Origin of the sequence: Jannaschia sp. GRR-S6-38, assembly GCF_029853695.1 — a bacterium.
Taxonomy (GTDB): Bacteria; Pseudomonadota; Alphaproteobacteria; order Rhodobacterales; family Rhodobacteraceae; genus Jannaschia; species Jannaschia ovalis.
On the sequence record NZ_CP122537.1, the window covers coordinates 872819 to 891435 of the forward strand.

The 18617-nt window shown below is 71.2% G+C and carries 18 protein-coding genes and 1 tRNA gene; 7 read left to right on the forward strand and 12 right to left on the reverse strand.

The features are described 5' to 3' along the window. Positions 1 to 7 precede the first annotated feature (7 nt). From nusB to P8627_RS04505, 5 genes are all read right to left on the reverse strand, one after another. A complete protein-coding gene (nusB, locus tag P8627_RS04485; protein WP_279966412.1) occupies positions 8 to 490 on the reverse strand; it encodes a transcription antitermination factor NusB in 483 nt (160 codons plus the stop codon). Between the two features lie 72 nt (positions 491 to 562). After that, positions 563 to 1180 (reverse strand): class I SAM-dependent methyltransferase, encoded by a 618-nt coding sequence (locus P8627_RS04490; protein WP_279966413.1) that lies wholly within the window; start codon positions 1178 to 1180, stop codon positions 563 to 565. A 34-nt stretch (positions 1181 to 1214) separates the two neighbouring features. Then, complete coding sequence (locus P8627_RS04495) at positions 1215 to 1724, reverse strand: 6,7-dimethyl-8-ribityllumazine synthase (protein WP_279966414.1); 510 nt, start codon at positions 1722 to 1724, stop codon at positions 1215 to 1217. A 6-nt stretch (positions 1725 to 1730) separates the two neighbouring features. Beyond that, entirely contained in the window at positions 1731 to 2852 is a 1122-nt protein-coding gene (gene ribB, locus P8627_RS04500; RefSeq protein WP_279966415.1) for a 3,4-dihydroxy-2-butanone-4-phosphate synthase, read from the reverse strand. A 91-nt stretch (positions 2853 to 2943) separates the two neighbouring features. Further along, positions 2944 to 3498, reverse strand: coding sequence for a hypothetical protein (locus tag P8627_RS04505; RefSeq protein ID WP_279966417.1), 555 nt, complete (start codon positions 3496 to 3498; stop codon positions 2944 to 2946). An 87-nt stretch (positions 3499 to 3585) separates the two neighbouring features. Here P8627_RS04505 and P8627_RS04510 point away from each other — a divergent pair, with 87 nt between their 5' ends. Continuing rightward, complete coding sequence (locus tag P8627_RS04510) at positions 3586 to 4110, forward strand: GNAT family N-acetyltransferase (protein WP_279966418.1); 525 nt, start codon at positions 3586 to 3588, stop codon at positions 4108 to 4110. A 3-nt stretch (positions 4111 to 4113) separates the two neighbouring features. Here P8627_RS04510 and P8627_RS04515 read toward each other — a convergent pair whose 3' ends face one another. From P8627_RS04515 to P8627_RS04525, 3 genes are all read right to left on the reverse strand, one after another. Then, positions 4114 to 4359 (reverse strand): YdcH family protein, encoded by a 246-nt coding sequence (locus tag P8627_RS04515; protein WP_279966419.1) that lies wholly within the window; start codon positions 4357 to 4359, stop codon positions 4114 to 4116. A 90-nt stretch (positions 4360 to 4449) separates the two neighbouring features. Continuing rightward, complete coding sequence (locus P8627_RS04520; RefSeq protein WP_279966420.1) at positions 4450 to 4665, reverse strand: hypothetical protein; 216 nt, start codon at positions 4663 to 4665, stop codon at positions 4450 to 4452. Further along, positions 4662 to 5261 carry a riboflavin synthase gene (locus P8627_RS04525; RefSeq protein WP_279966421.1) on the reverse strand — a complete coding sequence of 200 codons (600 nt, stop codon included), beginning with the start codon at positions 5259 to 5261 and terminating at the stop codon, positions 4662 to 4664. The genes P8627_RS04520 and P8627_RS04525 overlap by 4 nt, the downstream gene beginning before the upstream one ends. A 204-nt stretch (positions 5262 to 5465) precedes the next feature. Between P8627_RS04525 and P8627_RS04530 the strand changes: the two genes are divergently transcribed. From P8627_RS04530 to P8627_RS04540, 3 genes are all read left to right on the forward strand, one after another. Further along, positions 5466 to 6749 (forward strand): capsule biosynthesis protein, encoded by a 1284-nt coding sequence (locus tag P8627_RS04530; RefSeq protein WP_279966422.1) that lies wholly within the window; start codon positions 5466 to 5468, stop codon positions 6747 to 6749. Positions 6750 to 6829: 80 nt separating this feature from the next. Next, complete coding sequence (locus P8627_RS04535; RefSeq protein WP_279966423.1) at positions 6830 to 7969, forward strand: polysaccharide biosynthesis/export family protein; 1140 nt, start codon at positions 6830 to 6832, stop codon at positions 7967 to 7969. A 211-nt stretch (positions 7970 to 8180) separates the two neighbouring features. After that, on the forward strand, positions 8181 to 10181 hold the full coding sequence (locus P8627_RS04540; protein WP_279966425.1) for a capsular polysaccharide biosynthesis protein: 2001 nt from the start codon (positions 8181 to 8183) through the stop codon (positions 10179 to 10181). Here the strand turns inward: P8627_RS04540 and parA are convergent. After that, positions 10178 to 10816 carry a ParA family partition ATPase gene (gene parA / locus P8627_RS04545; RefSeq protein WP_279966427.1) on the reverse strand — a complete coding sequence of 213 codons (639 nt, stop codon included), beginning with the start codon at positions 10814 to 10816 and terminating at the stop codon, positions 10178 to 10180. The two genes, P8627_RS04540 and parA, sit on opposite strands and share 4 nt — an antisense overlap. A 195-nt stretch (positions 10817 to 11011) precedes the next feature. On the opposite strand from parA, the gene P8627_RS04550 reads away from it, so the two are divergent. Then, the gene (locus P8627_RS04550; protein WP_279966429.1) at positions 11012 to 11596 is read left to right on the forward strand and encodes a biliverdin-producing heme oxygenase; all 585 of its coding nucleotides are present in this window, start codon (positions 11012 to 11014) and stop codon (positions 11594 to 11596) included. Next, positions 11565 to 14156, forward strand: coding sequence for an HWE histidine kinase domain-containing protein (locus P8627_RS04555; protein ID WP_279966430.1), 2592 nt, complete (start codon positions 11565 to 11567; stop codon positions 14154 to 14156). Before P8627_RS04550 ends, P8627_RS04555 begins: the two co-directional genes overlap by 32 nt. Before the next feature lie 340 nt (positions 14157 to 14496). Here the strand turns inward: P8627_RS04555 and P8627_RS04560 are convergent. Then, positions 14497 to 14572 (reverse strand) — tRNA-Ala (locus tag P8627_RS04560). Positions 14573 to 14695: 123 nt separating this feature from the next. Here P8627_RS04560 and P8627_RS04565 point away from each other — a divergent pair. After that, positions 14696 to 15256: a VOC family protein gene (locus tag P8627_RS04565; RefSeq protein WP_279966431.1), complete on the forward strand. Its 561-nt coding sequence runs from the start codon at positions 14696 to 14698 to the stop codon at positions 15254 to 15256. Positions 15257 to 15374: 118 nt separating this feature from the next. Here the strand turns inward: P8627_RS04565 and gcvP are convergent, their stop codons facing one another. Both gcvP and gcvH read right to left on the reverse strand, forming a co-directional pair. After that, a complete protein-coding gene (gene gcvP, locus P8627_RS04570; RefSeq protein ID WP_279966432.1) occupies positions 15375 to 18197 on the reverse strand; it encodes an aminomethyl-transferring glycine dehydrogenase in 2823 nt (940 codons plus the stop codon). Between the two features lie 54 nt (positions 18198 to 18251). After that, the gene (gene gcvH, locus P8627_RS04575) at positions 18252 to 18611 is read right to left on the reverse strand and encodes a glycine cleavage system protein GcvH (protein ID WP_279966433.1); all 360 of its coding nucleotides are present in this window, start codon (positions 18609 to 18611) and stop codon (positions 18252 to 18254) included. Positions 18612 to 18617: the final 6 nt, after the last annotated feature.

Consider the following 18617-nt stretch of genomic DNA (forward strand, 5'->3'; position numbering starts at 1 on the left):
GCCCGCCTCAGAACGCGTCCGGCTTCGCCGCACGGGCCATGTGATCGAGGACGGCGTTCACGAACCCCGCCTCCTTGCCCTCCGGGAAGAAGGCCCGCGCGATCTCCAGGTATTCGACGATCACCACCTTGGGCGGCGTCGCCTGACCCGTCAGCTCCGCGCCCGCGGCGCGAAACAGCGCGCGCAGCGTCGGGTCGATGCGGTCGATCGGCCATTTCGCGACCAGCGCCTTGTGGGTCAGCTGGTCGATCTTCGCCTGCGCGTTCACCGCCGCCTCGAGGATCGCGCGGAACAGGTCGACATCGCCTTCCGAGAATTCGCCCTCCTCGGTGACCATGCCGAAGCGATGATCCTCGAATTCGGCGCGCACGCGGTCCAGCGTCTGGCCCATCGCCTCCATCTGGAACAGCGCCTGCACGGCATAAAGCCGCGCCGCGGATTTCATCCGGCGCTTCAGGGCGCGCTTCTCTTCGGCGGTCGGGCTCGGCATGGCCGGGCACGTAGGGCAGGAAGCCGGGCGGCGCAACTGCGATCGTCGGGGGCGGCGCGCGGACGCGGCTCCTCAGGTCTTCCGGAACAGGCTGAACTGGAAGGACTGCGCCGCGCCCCAGGGCGTGTGGTGCAGGTGCCGCCGCGCCGTCACGGGGACGAAGCCCGGTCCCAGCTCGGCCGCCAGGTCCTCCGGGTCGTAGCGCCGGACCGGCAGGCCGCTGCACCGCGCCGGCCCGTCACTTGCGAAGGTCGCGATGATCGCGTGGCCGCCCGGAGCCAAAGCGCGGGACAGCGCGTCCCGATAGGCGGCGCGGTCGGCCGCCTCGGTCAGGAAATGGAAGACCGCGCGGTCGTGCCACAGGTCCCAGCGCCGCGCCGGCCGCCAGTCGGCCACATCCGCCGCGATCCAGGTCACAGAGTCGCGCCGCGGCCCCAGCCGCTCGCGCGCGGCCGCCAGCGCGGCCTCCGACAGGTCCAGCACCGTGACGTCGCGCAGCCCCCGGTCCAGCAGGCAGCCCGCCAGCCGCGACCGCCCGCCGCCCAGATCGATCACCGCGCTCTCGGCCGAGATGCCGGCCCGCTCCGCCAAGGCCAGCGAGACGGCAGGGTCGTCCTCGTGCCAGCTCAGCCGGTCCTCCGGCATCTCGGCGTAGATCGCGTCCCAATGGCTCTTCCGGTCTTGCGCCATGCCGCGCCCTCCCGCGCGGGCCCGCCGCCGGCCCTCAGGTCGCGGCGGGCTTGAAGCCGATCCCCTTCGGCTGCCGCTTCAGGGTCCGCTGCAGCGAGACCAGATGCAAGGCCGCCTGCGCCGCGCCGCCCGCGGTGTCCAGCCGCTCGGCATCGGCGCGCTCCTCCGCCTGCTCGCGGGTCTCGACGGTGATGATCCCGTTGCCGATGCAGGCCCCGCCCAGCCCCAGCGTCGCGATCGCCCGCGCGCTTTCGTTGACCACCACGTCGTAATGCGAGGTCCGCCCCCGGATCACGCAGCCCAGCGCCACGTAGCCGTCGAAATCGGACTGGCGGTGGGCGATGCCGATCGCCGTCGGGATCTCCAGCGAGCCGGGCACCTCGACCGTCTCGTGGCTAGCGCCCGCCGCCTCGATCACCCCCCGGGCCGAGGCCAGCTGCGCGCGGCTGATATCGCCGTAATAGGGCGCGATCACGATCAGGATCTTCGGCGCCTCGCCCTCGAATTCAGGCAGCGGCAGCACGTTGTCGGAATGTCCGGCCATTTGCGTTCAGTCCTTCGGGATGGGGCGGGTGCCGGTGATGGTCAGGCCATAGGCCTCCAGGCCCACGACGCGAGGGCGGCCGGAATTGGTCACCAGCTCCATCTCGTGGATGCCCAGCGCCGCCAGGATCTGCGCCCCCAGCCCGTATTGGCGCAGCTTCTGCGGGCTCACGCCCTCGGCGGCGGTGTCGATCTTCATCTCGGTGTCGCGCAGCAGCACGACCACGCCCCGCCCCTCCGCGGCGATGACCCGCATCGCGCCGGCCAGGTCGCTCTGGCCGATGCCCAGCGCGTCCTCCATCGGGTGCAGCGCGTGCATCCGCACCAGCACCGGCCCCTCCGAGATATCGCCCTTGGTCAGCACGATATGCTCGGCGCCCTGCGTCTCGTCGGTGAAGACCCGCATCAGCCACTCGCCCCCGATCTTCGAGGTGACGAGCTTCGAGGCCGTCTGGTTCACAAGGTTGTCGTGCCGCCGCCGGTAGGAGATCAGATCGCTGATCGTCCCGATCTTCAGCCCGTGGCGCTGCGCGAAGGCGATCAGGTCGGGCAGCCGGGCCATCGACCCGTCCTCCTTCATGATCTCGCAGATCACGCCCGAGGGGTTCAGCCCGGCCAGCCGCGCGATGTCGGTCGCGGCCTCGGTATGTCCCGCGCGGACCAGCACGCCGCCGTCGCGGGCGCGCAGCGGGAAGACATGGCCCGGCGTGGCGATGTCGGCCGCGCCCTTGCTCGCATCGATGGCGACCGAGACGGTGCGCGCCCGGTCATGGGCGCTGATGCCCGTCGACACGCCCTCGCGCGCCTCGATCGAGACGGTGAAGGCGGTCTCGTGGCGCGAGGAATTGTGCGAGGCCATCAGGGGCAGCCCCAGCGCGTCGATGCGCTCGCCCGGCAGGGTCAGGCAGATCAGCCCGCGGCCATGGGTGGCCATGAAGTTGATCGCATCGGGCGTGGCCATCTGCGCCGGGATGACGAGATCGCCCTCGTTCTCGCGGTCCTCGTGATCGACGAGGATGAACATGCGCCCGTTGCGGGCGTCCTCGATGATGTCCTCGATGTTCGAGATGACGTCGGAATTCTCGCGCTCGACGGGTCCGGGCTGCTCGAAGGGGATGGGGTCGGCCATGGGGGTCCTCGCGTGTCTCGGGGGCGTCATAGCGGCCCGGCCGCGCCGGGGCCAGTGCGCCCCTTCGCCCCGCCCGCCCGCCGACGATGCGTCAGATCCCTGCGAAATACCGCGACGCCGGCACGTAGCCCGCCGCGCGGATCGCCGCGCACCATTCGCGCTCGAAGGCGGTGTCGCCCACCATCACCACGGCATCGGCCGGCAGGCCCCGCCCGGCCAGCACCGCGCGCAGCCGGTCGCGCAGCGCCGACCAAGGCTCGGCGAAGCCCGGCGCGCGGGCGGTGAAATCGAGCGGGTCCGGGGCGGTGACGGGCAGCGGCGGATGGACCAGCACGCCGCGCTCGGCGGCGACGGCGGCCAGTTTCGCGGCCCGCGCCGCGTCGAGCTCGGCCCGTCGAATCATGCCCAGCGCGTTTGACGAGAAGAGAAGCGCCGTGACGTCCCGCCCGGTGGTCGCGCGGATCCCGGCATAGGTGCGGTAATCCAGCCCCAGCGCCGCCGCGCGCGCCACGCGCAGGCGCACCACCTCGATGGGCAGCGCCGCGCCCAGCAGGGCCCGCCGCGCCCGCCGCCATTGGTGCAGCCGCCCGGTATAGCCGCGCAGATCCGCGCCGGAATTGTGGCCGATGCCGGGGGGTTGGCTCATGGCGGGTCCTCCTGCCGCCCATCGGGCCCCGGCGCGCGGAAAATGGCAAGTCTTGACCGCCCGGCGCCCCCGGCCCCAGCCTGCGCCATGACCGACGCGCGTCCCGACCGCATCCGCCTGCGCCGCCTGCGCGCGGGCGACCTGCGCGCCTTCCAGGCCTACCGCGCCGACCCGCAGGTCGCGCGCTACCAGGGCTGGGAGGCGATGGACGACGCGCGCGCCGCCGAGTTCATCGCCTGGAACGCCGAAACCCCGCCCTTCCCGACCGGCTGGTGGCAGATCGGCATCGCGCGGATGCCCGAGGACGAGCTGATCGGCGATCTGGGGCTGTGCCTGTCCGCGGATGGGTGCGAGATCGAGCTGGGCATCACCCTGGCGCGGGCCGCGCAGGGCGCGGGCCTGGCCGAGGAGGCGGTGCACCTGGCCACCCGCATGGTCTGGGACGGCACCGAGGCGCAGCGCATCGTCGTCAACACCGACGCACGCAACGCCCCGGCGCTGGCGCTGATCGCGCGGCTGGGCCTCGACCCGGCCGGGACGCTGCGCGACGGGCCGGCGGTCGAGCAGGTCTTCGAGATGCGGCGCCCCGCGACGCGCAGGTCCCGGGGCTGAGCGTTAGGCGTCGACGCTGCGCAGCGCGGCGGCGATCTTGTCCTTCAGCACCAGGCGCTCGCGGCGCATCTCCTGCATGTGCTGATCCGAGGTCGGCTCGATATCGGTCTCGGCGCGGTGGATCGCACGATTCACCTCGTGATAGCGATCCGCCAGCCCGACGAAATACGGGGAGTCGGCCTTCAGGGTCGCGATCTGGCGCGTGGCATCGGGGAATTCCTCGGCCAGTTCGTGGGGGACGTGGGACATGGGGCTTCACTCCGCAGGTTGCTTCGGTCGCCGTCAATCTGCGCCTGCCCGCCCGTGCCGCGCCTTGACCGAAATCAAGGGGCGGCCGCGTCACGCCTCCAGCCAGGCCACCTGCCCCGCCGCATCGGCCCGTGCCGCCGCGGCATCGGCGAAATCGCCCCGCGGCGGATGCAGCCGCCGCCAGCCATGCGCATCCTCGGGATCGCGGCGGCATTCGACCCAGGCCCAGCGCGCGCCGGTGCGGATCAGATCGACGCAGCGATCGCCGGTCGCGTCCTCCAGCGAGTGGTGGACGACCGGTTTCACCCAGCCTCGGCCAGCCGCGCGACATAGCGGGCCAGCGTGTCGATCTCGAGGTTCACGCGGTCGCCCGGCGCGGCGATGCCCCAGGTCGTGACGGCCTGCGTATGCGGGATCATGTTGACCCCGAACTGCGTGCCCTCGACCCCGTTCACCGTCAGCGACGTGCCGTTGAGCGCGACCGACCCCTTGGGCGCGATGAACCGCGCGAGCGCGGCCGGCGCCTCGAAGACGAAGCGCATCGAGTCGCCCTCCGGCGTGATCGACAGGATCTCGGCGGTGCCGTCCACATGCCCCGAGACGATGTGCCCGCCCAGTTCGTCGCCGACCTTCAGCGCGCGCTCCAGGTTCACCGGGCGGTCGACCTCCCAGGCGCCCAGCGCGGTCTTCGACAGGCTCTCGGCGCTGACATCGACGTCGAACCAGTCGCCCTCGGCGTCGCGCCCGCGATCCACCACCGTCAGGCAGCAGCCGTCGCAGGCGATCGACGCGCCCAGGTCGATGCCGTCGGCATCGTAGCCGGTGCCGATCCGCACCCGCAGATCCCCCCGCTCCTCCATCGCGCGCACGCGGCCCATATCGGTGACGATTCCCGTGAACATCGGCGTCCTCCTCGGCTCCGGGTCCCAGATAGGGGGAAATGCCCGCCAATCGAAGCCCCCTTCGCCCCCGCGCCTGCCGTGGCTTACCGGGCCGCGCCCGACACCACCGAGTCCCCCGCGCCACACTCGCCGCATTCGCGCCACAATCGCGCCTTCCCCACGCCGCTGCCCGCAGGCAGTAAGGGCGCGGTACCCGGAGGCGAAATGCGTCCAACACGTCGATTCCTCTTCCTGCAGGGGCCCCACGGGCCCTTCTTCCACCATCTGGGGCGGCTGCTCCGGGCGGCGGGCTGCGAGGCGTGGCGCGTGGGCTTCAACCGCGGAGACGAGGCCTTCTGGCGCCATCCCGACAGCTACATCGCCTTCGACGGCGACCCGGCCGACTGGCCCGCGACCTTCGAGAAGACGGTGACGGATCGCGGCATCACCGACCTCGTGATCTACGGCGACATCCGCGCCATCCACGCCCAGGCCGTCGCCGCTGCCCATGCAAGCGGCCTGACCGTGCATGTCTTCGAGGAAGGCTACCTGCGGCCCTGGTGGGTCAGCTACGAACGCGGCGGCTCGAACGCGCATTCGCGGCTGATGGACAAGACCGTGCCGCAGATGCAGGCCGCGCTCGCCGCGCTCGATCTCGACCTGCCCGACGCGCCCGCCCATTGGGGCGACATGCGCCACCATGTCTTCTACGGCGCGCTCTACCATTTCCTGGTGCTGGCCCGGCCCGGCCGCTACCGCCGCTGGCGCCCGCATCGCGACATCACCGTGATGGCCGAGTTCCGCCTTTACCTGCGCCGCCTGCTGACCATGCCCTTCACCGCGCTCCGGCGCGCCATCGCCACCCGCCGCATCACCCAGGGCGGCTTTCCCTACCATCTCTGCCTGATGCAGCTCGAACATGACGCGAGCTTCCGGGCGCATTCCCCCTATGGCGCAATGGCCGAGTTCCTTGAGGAGGTCGTCGCGGGCTTCGCCGAGGGCGCGCCCCGCCATCATCACCTGGTGCTCAAGGCCCACCCGCTCGAGGACGGCCGCGCCCCGGTCCGCGCCACGCTGGCCCGGCTGACCGCCCAATACGGGCTGCAGGGCCGCGTCCACTACCTGCGCGGCGGCAAGCTCGCGCATCTGATGAACGAGGCGCGCAGCGCGATCACCGTGAACTCCACCGCCGCCCAGCAGGCGCTCTGGCGCGGGTTGCCCGTCAAGGCGCTGGGCCGCTCGGTCTATTCCAAGCCCGAATTCGTCTCCGACCAGACGATCGCCGATTTCTTCGCCGACCCGCAGCGCCCCGACAGCCGCGCCTATCGCGACTACCGCCACTACCTGCTCGAGACGAGCCAGGTGGCCGGCGGCTTCTACTCCGCGCGCGGCCGCCGGCAGCTTCTGCGCCAGGTCGTCGACATGATGCTGGCCGACCAGGACCCCTATGACCGGCTCGATGCGGGCCGCCCCGCACCGCGACAGAATTTGAAACTGGTATCCGGCTAGGATACCGTCCCGAAGGATGCGCCCGGACGGGGGACAACCCCCGCAAGACGGCGACCGAGGCAGAGCGAAAGGCCCGAGCAGTGAGCAGACAGGCATCCCGGGGGGCGAAGATCATCGCCCTCACCCTCATCGCGGCCCTCGTCGCCGCTTGCGGCACCCTGCCCCGGTCGGGGCCCAGCAAGCGCGAGATCTTCGCGGGCTCCGTCCTCAACGAGGGCGACGCCTTCGTCGTCGCCGTCAACGACCGCGTGGCCCGCGCCACGGCCGTGCTGCCCGCGCTCGGCTTCTCGGACGCCTTCCGGGGCGCCGCGCAAATCGGCGCCGACACGATCCGGCCGGGCGACACGCTGGGGCTCATCATCTACGAAAACGTCGAGGACGGGCTGCTGACCAATACCGGCGCCTCGGCCTCGCTGATCGACGAGGTGCAGGTCGACAGCTCGGGCATGATCTTTATCCCCTATGCCGGCCGCATCCGCGCCGCCGGCAACACGCCCGAGGCGCTACGCCGCATCATCACCCAGCGGCTCGACGAACAGACCCCCGACCCGCAGGTCGTGGTCCGCCGATTGGCGGGCGACGGCGCGACGGTCAGCGTCGTCGGCGGCGCGGGGGCGCAGGGCGTCTACCCGATCGAGCGGCCCACCCGCACCCTGACCGCGATGATCGCCGCCGCCGGCGGCGTCGCCATCCCGCCCGAGATCGCGCTCGTCACCGTCACCCGCGGCGCGCATTCCGAGACCGCCTACCTCTCCGATCTCTACACCAACCCGCAGCTCGATATCGCGCTGCGCAACGGCGACACGATCTACATCAAGGAAGACACCCGCGCCTTCACCGTGCTGGGCGCGACTGGAACGCAGAACCGGCTGGAATTCGAGACCGAGGTGATCACCGCCATCGAGGCGCTGGCGCAGGTCGGCGGGCTCAACCCGTTCCTCGCCAACCCCACCGGCGTCTTCGTCTTCCGCAACGAGCCCGAATCCATCGCCAAGGCCGTGCTGGGCCGCGACGACCTGATCGGCGCGCAGCGGCTGGTCTACGTGCTCGACCTGACCGAGCCCAACGGCATGTTCAACGCCCGCGACTTCGTCATCCGCAACGGCGATACGGTCTATGTCACCGAGGCGGCCATCGTCGCCTGGAACCGCTCGGTCGCGGCGGTCTTCGGCTCGCTGGGCCAGATCACCTCGGCGGGAACCGCCGTCGGCGTGGAGTGATCCGCCCCCGGCGCGCCGGCGCGCGGCATCCCGGCCACGCCCGGTCCCCCCGGCCGGGGCCACGCATCGCCTCGGGCAACGGATCGGCGCGTGGCGGACCCGCGCCCCGCTCCCGCCCGCCGCAAAGGGCGGCGCAGGCCCGCAGGCCTGCGGGCCCCGTCCGTCCCCCGGGCGCCAGGCCCCTCGCCTCGCTTCCGCCGCCGCACCGGCCATGACCGCCCCCCGCCGCACCGCCCGCTACGTCTCCGGCGGCTTCCTGTCGCGCCGCATCCGCCGCATCGCGCAGCTTGCGGGCGTCGACCTGCGCCCCGGCTGGCCGAAGCCCGGCGACTGGATCGCCGCCTGGGGCCATGACGGTCCTTCCGCGCGCCGCGCCGCCGCCCTGTCGGCCCGCACCGGCGCCCCGATCCTGCGCTTCGAGGACGCCTTCCTGCGCTCGCTCCATCCCGGCCGCGCGGGCGAGCCGCCGCTGGGCCTGCTGATCGACGCCGCGGGCGCGCATTTCGACGCCCGCCAGCCGTCCGAGCTGGAAACCCTGCTCGCCACCCATCCCTTCGACGATGGCGACCTGATCGCCCGCACGCGCCAGACCATGGCCGAGATGGCCCGCTCCGGCGTCACCAAATACGCCGCCACCCGCCCCGATCTCGATCCGCCCGCGCCGGGCTACGTGCTGGTGATCGACCAGACCCGGGGCGACGCCTCGATCCGGCTGGGCGGCGCTTCCGAGGCCACCTTTCGCGAGATGCTGCTCATCGCGCGCGAGGAGAACCCGGGCGCGCGCCTCCTCATCAAGACCCACCCCGAGACGGCGGCAGGCCACCGCACGGGCCACTACACCGAGGCCGACGCCGTCCACGGCGCCACGCTGGAGCCCCGCCCCCTGCCGCCCGCGACTCTGCTTGCGGGCGCGACGAAGGTCTACACCGTCTCCAGCCAGCTGGGCTTCGAGGCGATACTGCACGGCCACCAGCCCGTGACCTACGGCCAGCCCTTCTACGCGGGCTGGGGCCTCGACGACGACCGCGCCCCGCTCGACCGCCGCCGGCGCAAGCTGACCCGCGTGCAGCTCTTCGCGGGCGCGATGCTGCTCTATCCGAAATGGTACGATCCCCATCGCGACCGGCTCTGCGAGGCGGTCGATGTGGTGCGGATGCTCGAGGCCCGCGCCCGCGCCTGGCGCGAGGATCGCGAGGGCTGGGCCGCGCCGGGCATGCGGCTCTGGAAGCGTGCGCCGCTGCGCCGCTTCCTGTCGGGCCGGGTCACCTTCCGCGACGACCCGGCGCGGCGGCGCCTGGTCTGGGGGGCGGGCGATACGTCATTTCATGTCGGACAGGGATCACCCGCAGATCACCCGCAGATCACCCGTAAAATTTGCCGCATGGAAGACGGCTTCCTGCGCTCGCGCGGCCTCGGTGCCGAGCTCGTCCCGCCGCTGTCGCTCGTGCTCGACCGCCAGGGCCTCTACTACGACCCGACCCGCCGCTCCGACCTCGAAGACGCTATCATCCTCGCCGCGGCCCTGCCCCCCGAGGCGCTGGCCCGCGCCCGCGCGCTGCGCGCCGCCGTGACCGCCGCGGGGGTGACGAAATACAACCTCGGCGGGGCCGTGCCCGACCTGCCGCCGGGCCGTATGGTCCTGGTGCCGGGCCAGGTTGCCGACGACGCCTCGATCCGGCTGGGCACCTCGGAACCTTCTGACAACGCGGGACTTCTGCGCGCGGCCCGCGCCGCCAATCCCGATGCGGTGATCGTCTACAAGCCGCATCCGGATGTCGAGGCGGGCCTGCGCGAGGGCGCGATCGACGCCGCCGAGGCCGATCTCGTCGCCACCCGCGCCGACCCGCTGGCGCTGATCGCGCGGGCCGATGCGGTCTGGACCCTGACCTCGCTTCTGGGCTTCGAGGCGCTGATCCGCGGCGTGCCCGTCACCACGCTGGGCGCGCCCTTCTACGCGGGCTGGGGCCTGACCGAGGATCGCGGATCTATCCCCGCCCGCCGCCGCGCCGCGCGGCCCTCCCTCGACGCGCTGGTCCAGGCCGTTCTCATTGATTATCCACGCTATTTCGACCCGGTCACCGGCGCCGCCTGCCCGCCTGAGACGGCCATCCACCGCCTCGCCCACGGCCCGCTTCCGGCCCGCGGCCCGGGCAACCGCCTGCTCGCCAAGGCGCAGGGCGCCCTGGCCGGCCGGGCCGCGCTCTGGCGCTAGCCGTCCAGCCGCTTCAGCATCTCGTGGGCCAGCGCGGCGATCTCGGCCGCGGCCATCTTCGCGCCCGGATATTCGCGCACGCCCTGCCCCGTGCCCATCGCCTCGGCATAGGCCACGCGATTGGCGATGACCGCTTCGGCCGCATCGGCCTCCAGCCCGCCCAGCGCCGCGCGGATCGACGCCGTCAGCCGCGTCCCCGCCCGCGCACGGTTGAGCACCGCCAGCGGGCGCTTGCCCTCGCGCGCGGCCATTTCCAGCACGCCCTCGGTCGCCCAGAGATCCACCTGGCTGGCCGTCACCGGCACCACCACCATGTCCGAGACCTTCAGCGCCGGCCGCAGGTCGCTGTCGATCTTGGGCGGCGTGTCGATCAGCACGAAATCGTGGCTGTCGCGATACTTGCCGGCCTCGTAGCTGACGCCCCAGGCGCTGGCGGTCGAGAAGGTCAGGTCGCCCTGCAGCCCGCCCTCGCGCTCGTAGCGGGTCATGAACCAGCGCCCGAGCGAGCCCTGCGGATCGCTGTCTAGCACCGCCACCTCGCGCCCGCGCGCGGCCAGCTCGACGGCCAGGTTGGCGCAGAGCGTGGTCTTGCCCGACCCGCCCTTTTGCTGCGCGAACGTCAGAATCGTCGCCATTTCGGCCCCCGGAATGCTGCGATGCGGCGAACCCTGCGTCAGCGGGCGCGCCGGGTCAATGGGCGGCGCGGATCGGGCGAATCCGATCCATTCGCCGCGCATCCCCGACCGGCCGGTTAGGCCGGCGTTAAGCCCCCGCGGTTCAGAGCAGGGCGTGCGAAACCACGATGCCGCGAACCGGGCGGCCGACCTGCAATGACCCTTCGAGACCGCCTTCGCGCCGACACGCGCCCCGCCCACGACCGCGTCGATGCCGCCTTCTCCGGCCTCGGCGTGACCGAGAGGCGTGGCTACCGCGCCTTTCTCGCCGCCCATCTGGTGGCGCTCTCGGCGCTGCGGCCCGCGCCGGGCCCCGGCGATGCCGCCCTCGCCGCCGAGATGGCGGATCTTCGCAGCCGGCTGCGCGCCGATCTGCAGCAGCTGGGCGCGAACGGGTCGATGCCGCCCCTGCCCGGGCGCCGCTGCCTCGATCCGCGGGCCCTGGGCTACGTGCTGCACGGCTCGCGCATGGGCATGGCGGTGCTGCACCGCCGCTGGCGCGCCGCGGGCGATGCCCGGCTGCGGCGCGCGGGAGCCTTCCTGTCCACGCCGCCCGCACCCGCCCGCTGGGGCGCGATCTGCGCGGGCCTGTCGCGCATGTCGCCCGACGGGCCCACCGCCGACCGGGTGATCGCCGAGGCCGGCACCGTCTTCGCCATCTACGAACACAGCGCGCTGAGCCAGGCGCGCCCGCTGAAAGGATGCCCCGATGCCCAGCGCCTCGCACCAGCCCAGCACTGACGGGGTCGACCTGACCACCTGCGACCGCGAACCGATCCACGTGATCGGGCGGGTGCAGGCCTTCGGCTGCCTGCTGTCGGTGACCGCCGACTGGCTGGTGAACCATGCCTCCGCCAATCTCGAGGACTTCCTGGGCAAGGAGGCCGAGGCGGTGATCGGCACGCGGTTTTCCGAGCTCTTCAGCGCGGGTGTGGCGCATATGTTGCGCGGCAAGACGCAGACGCTGGGCGGCGGCACGTCGGTCGCGCGCGTGTTCGGATACCGGCTCTTTGACAACGAGCGGCGCTTCGACATCGCCGTCCACCAGACCGCGCGCGGCTTCACCTACGAATTCGAGCGCACGGCCGACGGGCACGGCCATGGCGACATGCAGCTGGTCCAGCCCCTTGTCGCGCGGCTGCGCGACCATGCCGAGATCGGACCGCTCTGCGACGAGGCCGCGCGCGCCATGCGCGCGCTCACGGGCTTCGACCGGGTGATGATCTACCAGTTCGCGCCCGACGGCACCGGCACCGTCGTCTCGGAGGCCTGCGACGGCGAGGGGGAGCGCTATCTCGGCCTGCGCTATCCGGCCAGCGACATCCCGCGCCAGGCCCGCAAGCTCTACGAGCACAGCCGGCTGCGCCTGATCGCCGATGTCGACGGGCCCGAGGCGCCGGTCCTACCCGGGCTCAGCCCGGAAGGCGAGCCGCTGGACCTGTCGCTGTCGATCTGCCGGGCGGTGTCGCCCACGCATCTGCAATACCTGCGCAACATGGGCGTCGCGGCCTCGATGTCGGTCTCGATCCTGCGCGGCGGCGAGCTCTGGGGCCTGTTCGCCTGCCACCACCGGACGCCGCATTACGTCGACTACGAGACCCGCTCGGCGGTCGAGCTCTTCGCCCAGCTCTTCACCTACGAGCTGTCCGAACGGCTTCACCGCAACGACCGCGCCGAGGAAACGGCGGCCCGCTCGCTGCACGACCGCGTCATGTCGCGCATCTCCGACGGCTGCAGCCTGATGGAGGACGTCCAGGGCCTCGCCGACGAGATCTGGGACGTGATCCCCTTCGACGGCATGGTGATCTGGTCCGACGGCCGCTTCGTGACCCTGGGCGCCGCCCCGAACGAGACCGAGTTCCAGCCGCTGGTGCGGTTTCTCAACACCGCGGCGGTGAACAGCGTCTATGCCACCGACAACCTGTCGGCCCGCTACCCCCAGGCCGAGATGATCGCCGACCGCGTCGCCGGCATCCTGGCCCTGCCGATCTCGCGCCATCCGCGCGACTACATCGTGCTGTTCCGCCCCGAACTGGCGCAGATCGTGCGCTGGGCCGGCAACCCCGAGAAGCCGGTGGAGACCTGCGCGGATGGCAGCCGCATCCTGTCCCCGCGCAAGAGCTTCGAGGCCTGGCGCGAGGTGGTGAAGGGCCGGTCTGCGCCCTGGACCCGGTCCGAGCTGAACGCCGCCGGCGCGCTGCGCCTGACGCTCCTCGAAGTGGTGCTGAAGGTCACCGACGAGGCCGGCCGCGCGCAGGCCCGTGCCCAGCAGAAGCAGGAGCTTTTGGTGGCCGAACTCAACCACCGGGTCCGCAACATCCTCAACCTCATCAGCGGCATCGTCTCGCAGGGGCATCGCGAGGGCATCTCGCTGTCGGAATTCACCGCCGAGCTGGACGGCCGCATCCAGTCGCTGGCGCGCGCGCATGACCAGCTGACCAAGGAGGACTGGGCTCCCGCGCCCCTGCGCCGCCTGATCGAGGTGGAGGCCGCGGCCTGCCCGGGCGACGGCCGGGCCCGCATCGCGATCGGCGGCGAGGACGTGCTGCTGATGCCCGAAGCCTTCACGACCTTGGCGCTGGTCCTGCACGAACTGGTCACCAATTCGGTCAAATACGGCGCGCTTTCGAATGGCGACGGCCAAGTCGCCGTCCGCTTCGCGCGCGAGGCCGATGGCGCGCTGCGGCTCGACTGGCGCGAACGCGGCGGCCCGGCGGTGCGCGCCCCCGACCGGCAGGGGTTCGGCACCACGATCATCGAGCGGTCCATCCCCTTCGAGCTGCAGGGCCGGGCGCAGCTGGATTACGCCGTGACCGGGGTCGAAGCCAGCTTCCACATCCCGGGCCGCTTCTGGCGCGAGGCGCCGCGCCCGAGCGGTTCCGAACCGGCCGCGACGACGACCACCGCGCCCGACGCGCAGCCGCTCGCCGGCAAGGTCCTCCTGGTGGAGGACAATCTCGTGATCGCGATGGATGCCTGCGACAAGCTCAAGAAGCTGGGGGCCGAGACGATCCACGTCACCAACTCGGTCGCCGGGGCGATGGAGAAGCTCGGCGCGGGGGGCATCGACTTCGCCGTGCTCGACGTCAATCTGGGCACCGAGACGTCGGAGCCGGTGGCCCACGCGCTGGCCGCGCGCGGCATCCCCTTCGTCCTGGTGACGGGCTATGGCGAGCAAGGCCAGATCCGGAAGACCTATCCCCCCTCGCCGATCCTGCAGAAACCCTATGTGCTGGGCGGGCTGCGAAGCGCTATCGCCGACCTTCTGGAGCGGACCCCGGGCGACGCGAAACGCGCCTGACGCCTCGGCGAGAAGGGACCAAGCCGCCGCGCCAATCGCTGCACAGCCTATCCCGACCACACCCGGGAACGCGCGGCCTTCTGGCGGCGCGCCCTCGGTCAGGTCGACGCGGGAACCAGCGCGACGCGGGGACCGGTCAGCCGACCATCTACGCGTACGCGACGATTGGCATCCGGACGCAGGTCCCGTTCGGCCCACTCGGGGCCGGATCGTAGGGAAAGGGATGCGAAGGTTCGGAAATGCTTCCTGGTCCGAACCCGCCTTCGCGGATGCCGCGTCACCGCCGTCGCGCCATCGCCCCCCGGATCGAGGACCGGGCGACGTCGTCTCGGAAGTCTGGTGGTGGAGCCGAGGGGAATCGAACCCCTGACCTCGTCATTGCGAACGACGCGCTCTACCAACTGAGCTACGACCCCAACGGCGCTTCATATGGCGAGCGGGCGGGGCGGCGTCAAGCGGGCTGCGCGGCGGGTCATCGACAATCGCCGCGCCCCGTCCGATGATCGCGCGCGAACCATCACGGGGGGAGGAGCCGCGCCATGTCCAAGCTGCAATCGCAGGGCGTCCATCACATCACGATCATGGGCGCCGACCGCCAGACCTCGATCGATTTCTGGGAGGGCGTGCTGGGCATGCCCTTCGTCTTCGAGCAGCCCAATCTCGACGATCCCAGCCAGGGGCATCTCTATTTCGACCCGGGCGACGGGCGGCTGATCACCATCTTCACCGACGAGAACCGCAAGGTAGACGGCACGCGCACGCCCACCGATGCGGGCTGCGTCCACCATATCGCCTTCGCCGTCAGCCAGTCGATGTACAGCCAGCTCGCAGCCCGGCTCGACGCGCGCGGGATCGCGCATTCCGGCGAGAAGGACCGCGGCTTCATGAACTCGATCTATTTCAAGGATCCGCTGGGCCTGCTGATCGAGCTGGCCTCCTACCGCTTCGAGCCGCCGATCGGGGCGACGCATACCGACGTGCTGTTCGAGGCGCACCTGATCCGGACCGACGCGGGCGACGACCATATCGAGGACAAGCACCTCGCCGTGGCCATCGAGCGGCTGGCCAAGCGCAATCAGCGCAGCCTGTCGGACGAGTAGTCCCCACGGCGGATCGCCGGTCCGCCAACCGCCGACGCGCATCCGGGCCTCACTACGCGGAGGTCGGGCCCGGCGCCGCCCGGCCGCGTCGCCGGGCGGTCCGTCGCCGCGAAGGCCGCTACTCGGCAGCCTCCAGATACTCCTCCACCGGCGGGCAGGTGCAGACGAGGTTGCGGTCGCCCGCCGCGTTGTCGACGCGGTTCACCGGCGGCCAGTACTTGTCGACCCGGAAGGCACCCGGCGGGAAGCAGCCCGCTTCGCGCGAATAGGGGCGGTCCCAGTCGCGGACGAGGTCCTCCATCGTGTGGGGCGCGTTCTTGACCGGGTTGTTCTCGGCGTCGATCTCGCCCGCCTCGATGGCCGCGATCTCGGCGCGGATGGCCAGCATCGCGTCGCAGAACCGGTCGAGCTCGGGCTTGGGCTCGGACTCGGTGGGCTCGATCATCAGCGTTCCGGCCACCGGCCAGGACATGGTGGGCGGGTGGAAACCGTTGTCGATCAGCCGCTTTGCCACGTCGTCCACGGTCACATGCGCGCTGTCGGCGAAGGGGCGCGTGTCGATGATGCATTCATGCGCGATGCGCCCGTTGCGCCCCGAGAACAGCACGTCGAAGGCGCCCTTCAGCCGCGCGGCGATGTAATTGGCCGACAGGATCGCGACCTTGGTGGCCTGCGTCAGGCCGGCGCCGCCCATCATCATCACATAGGCATAACTGATCGGCAGGATCGAGGCCGAGCCGTAGGGCGCCGCCGAGACCGCGCCCTCGCCCGTCAGCGGGTCGCCCGGCAGGTGCGGCGCCAGATGCGCCTTCACGCCGATCGGACCCATGCCGGGGCCGCCGCCGCCATGCGGGATGCAGAAGGTCTTATGCAGGTTCAGATGGCTCACGTCGGCGCCGAACTCGCCCGGTTTGGCGAGGCCCACCAGCGCGTTCAGGTTCGCGCCGTCCAGATAGACCTGCCCGCCGTGCTTGTGCGTGATCTCGCAGACCTCGCGCACCGTGTCCTCGAACACGCCATGGGTGGACGGATAGGTGATCATGCAGGCGGCCAGGTCGTCGCCCGCCGCCTCGGCCTTCTGGCGGAAATCCTCGACGTCGATATCGCCGTTCTCGGCGGCCTTCACGACCACGACCTTCATCCCGGCCATCTGGGCGGAGGCCGGGTTGGTGCCGTGCGCCGATGTCGGGATCAGGCAGATCCGCCGGGTCTCGCCGCGGGCGGCGTGGTAGCGGGCGATGGTCAGGAGGCCCGCATATTCGCCCTGCGCGCCCGAATTGGGCTGCATCGACATGGCGTCGTAGCCGGTGATGACGCAAAGCCGCTCGGCCAGCTCGTCGATCATCTCCTTGTAGCCCTCCGCATCCTCGGCGGGCGCGAAGGGGTGCAGCCGGCTGAACTCGGGGAAGGAGACGGGCATCATCTCGACCGCCGCATTCAGCTTCATCGTGCAGGAGCCCAGCGGGATCATCGCGCGGTCCAGCGCCAGGTCGCGGTCGGCGAGGCGGCGCATGTAGCGCATCATCTCGGCCTCGGCCCGGTTCATGTGGAAGATCGGGTGGGTGAGATAGTCGGATTGCCGCTGCAGCCCGGCGGGGATGTCGCTGCGGGTCGCGGCGATCTGCCCCTCGATGCCGAAAGCGCGCAGCAGGCGGGTCAGCACCTCGGCATCGGTCAGCTCGTCGCAGGCGATGCCGATCCGGTCGGCGCCGACCTTGCGGAGGGTGATCCCCTCGGCCCGGGCCGCGCGCCAGATCACGCCCTGCATCGCGCCCACATCGACGGTCAGCGTGTCGAACACGGCCTCGGGCGCGACGGTGAAACCGGCCCCCGTCAGCGCGTCGCGCAGGGCGACGGCATGGGCGTGGACATGGGTGGCGATGTGATGGAGCCCCTTCGGCCCGTGGAACACGGCGTAGAAGCTGGCCATCACCGCCAGCAGCGCCTGCGCGGTGCAGACGTTCGAAGTCGCCTTCTCGCGCCGGATATGCTGCTCGCGGGTCTGCAGCGACAGGCGGAAGGCCTTGTTGCCATGGCTGTCGACCGAGACGCCAACCAGCCGGCCCGGCATGTGGCGCTTATAGGCGTCGGCGCAGGCGAAGAAGGCCGCGTGCGGGCCGCCATAGCCCAGCGGCACGCCGAAACGCTGTGCGCTGCCCACGGCGATATCGGCGCCCATCGCGCCGGGCTCCTTCAGGAGGCATAGCGCCAGCAGGTCGCAGGCGACGATGCCGAGCGCCTGGGCGTCGTGCAGTGCGGCGATCTGGTCGGTGAAATCGTTCAGGTGCCCATGCGTGCCCGGATACTGGAAGATCGCACCGAAGACGGCCTCCGGATCCAGCGCCTCGGGCCGGTCCACGATCAACTCGATGCCCAAGGGCTCGGCCCGGGTGCGCATGACGGCGATGTTTTGCGGATGGCAGCCGGCATCGACGAAGAAAGCCGCGGATTTCGACTTGGCGACGCGCTTGGCCATCACCATCGCCTCGGCGCAGGCCGTGGCCTCGTCGAGCAGCGAGGCATTGGCGATCGGCAGGCCGGTCAGGTCCGAGATCATGGTCTGGAAGTTCAGAAGCGCCTCGAGCCGGCCCTGCGCGATCTCGGGCTGGTAGGGCGTGTAGGCCGTATACCAGGCCGGGTTTTCCAGGATGTTGCGCTGGATCGCGGGGGGCGTGACCGTGTCGTGATAGCCCTGCCCGATCATCGAGACGGTGACGCGGTTGCGGTCCGCCAGCTCGCGCATCCGGGCCAGGATTGCATGCTCGGTCATCTGCGGCCAGTCGAGCGCGGCGGCCTGCCGGATCGATTTCGGCACGGTCTCGTCGATCAGCGCATCGAGGCTGTCGGCGCCGACGGTCTCCAGCATCTCGGCCATCTCGGCGGGGCTCGGGCCGATATGGCGGCGGTGGGCGAAGTCGTAGGTATCATAATCGGTCAGCATGTCCGGTCGTCCCCTGTTGCGATCGGCGGCGGGGCCCGGGCCCCGCCCGCGCGGTCAGTCCCCGATGAAATCCTTGTAGGCGTCCTCGTCCATCATGGCGTCCATCTCCTCGGGGGTGGTGGTTGTCATGCGGAAGAACCAGGCGGCCTCGGCATCCTCGTTCACGAGGCCCGGGTTCTCGGCCAGCGCCTCGTTCACTTCGGTGATCTCGCCATCCAGCGGCGCGGCGATATCCGAGGCGGCCTTGACGCTCTCGATCACGACGATCTCCTCGCCCTTGGTGATCTCGCGCCCGACCTCGGGCAGTTCGATGAAGACGACGTCGCCCAACTGGGTGGCGGCGTGTTCGGTGATGCCGACGGTGATGATCTCGTCCTTGGCATCCAGCCATTCGTGCTCTTCGGTGTATTTCATGGGGGC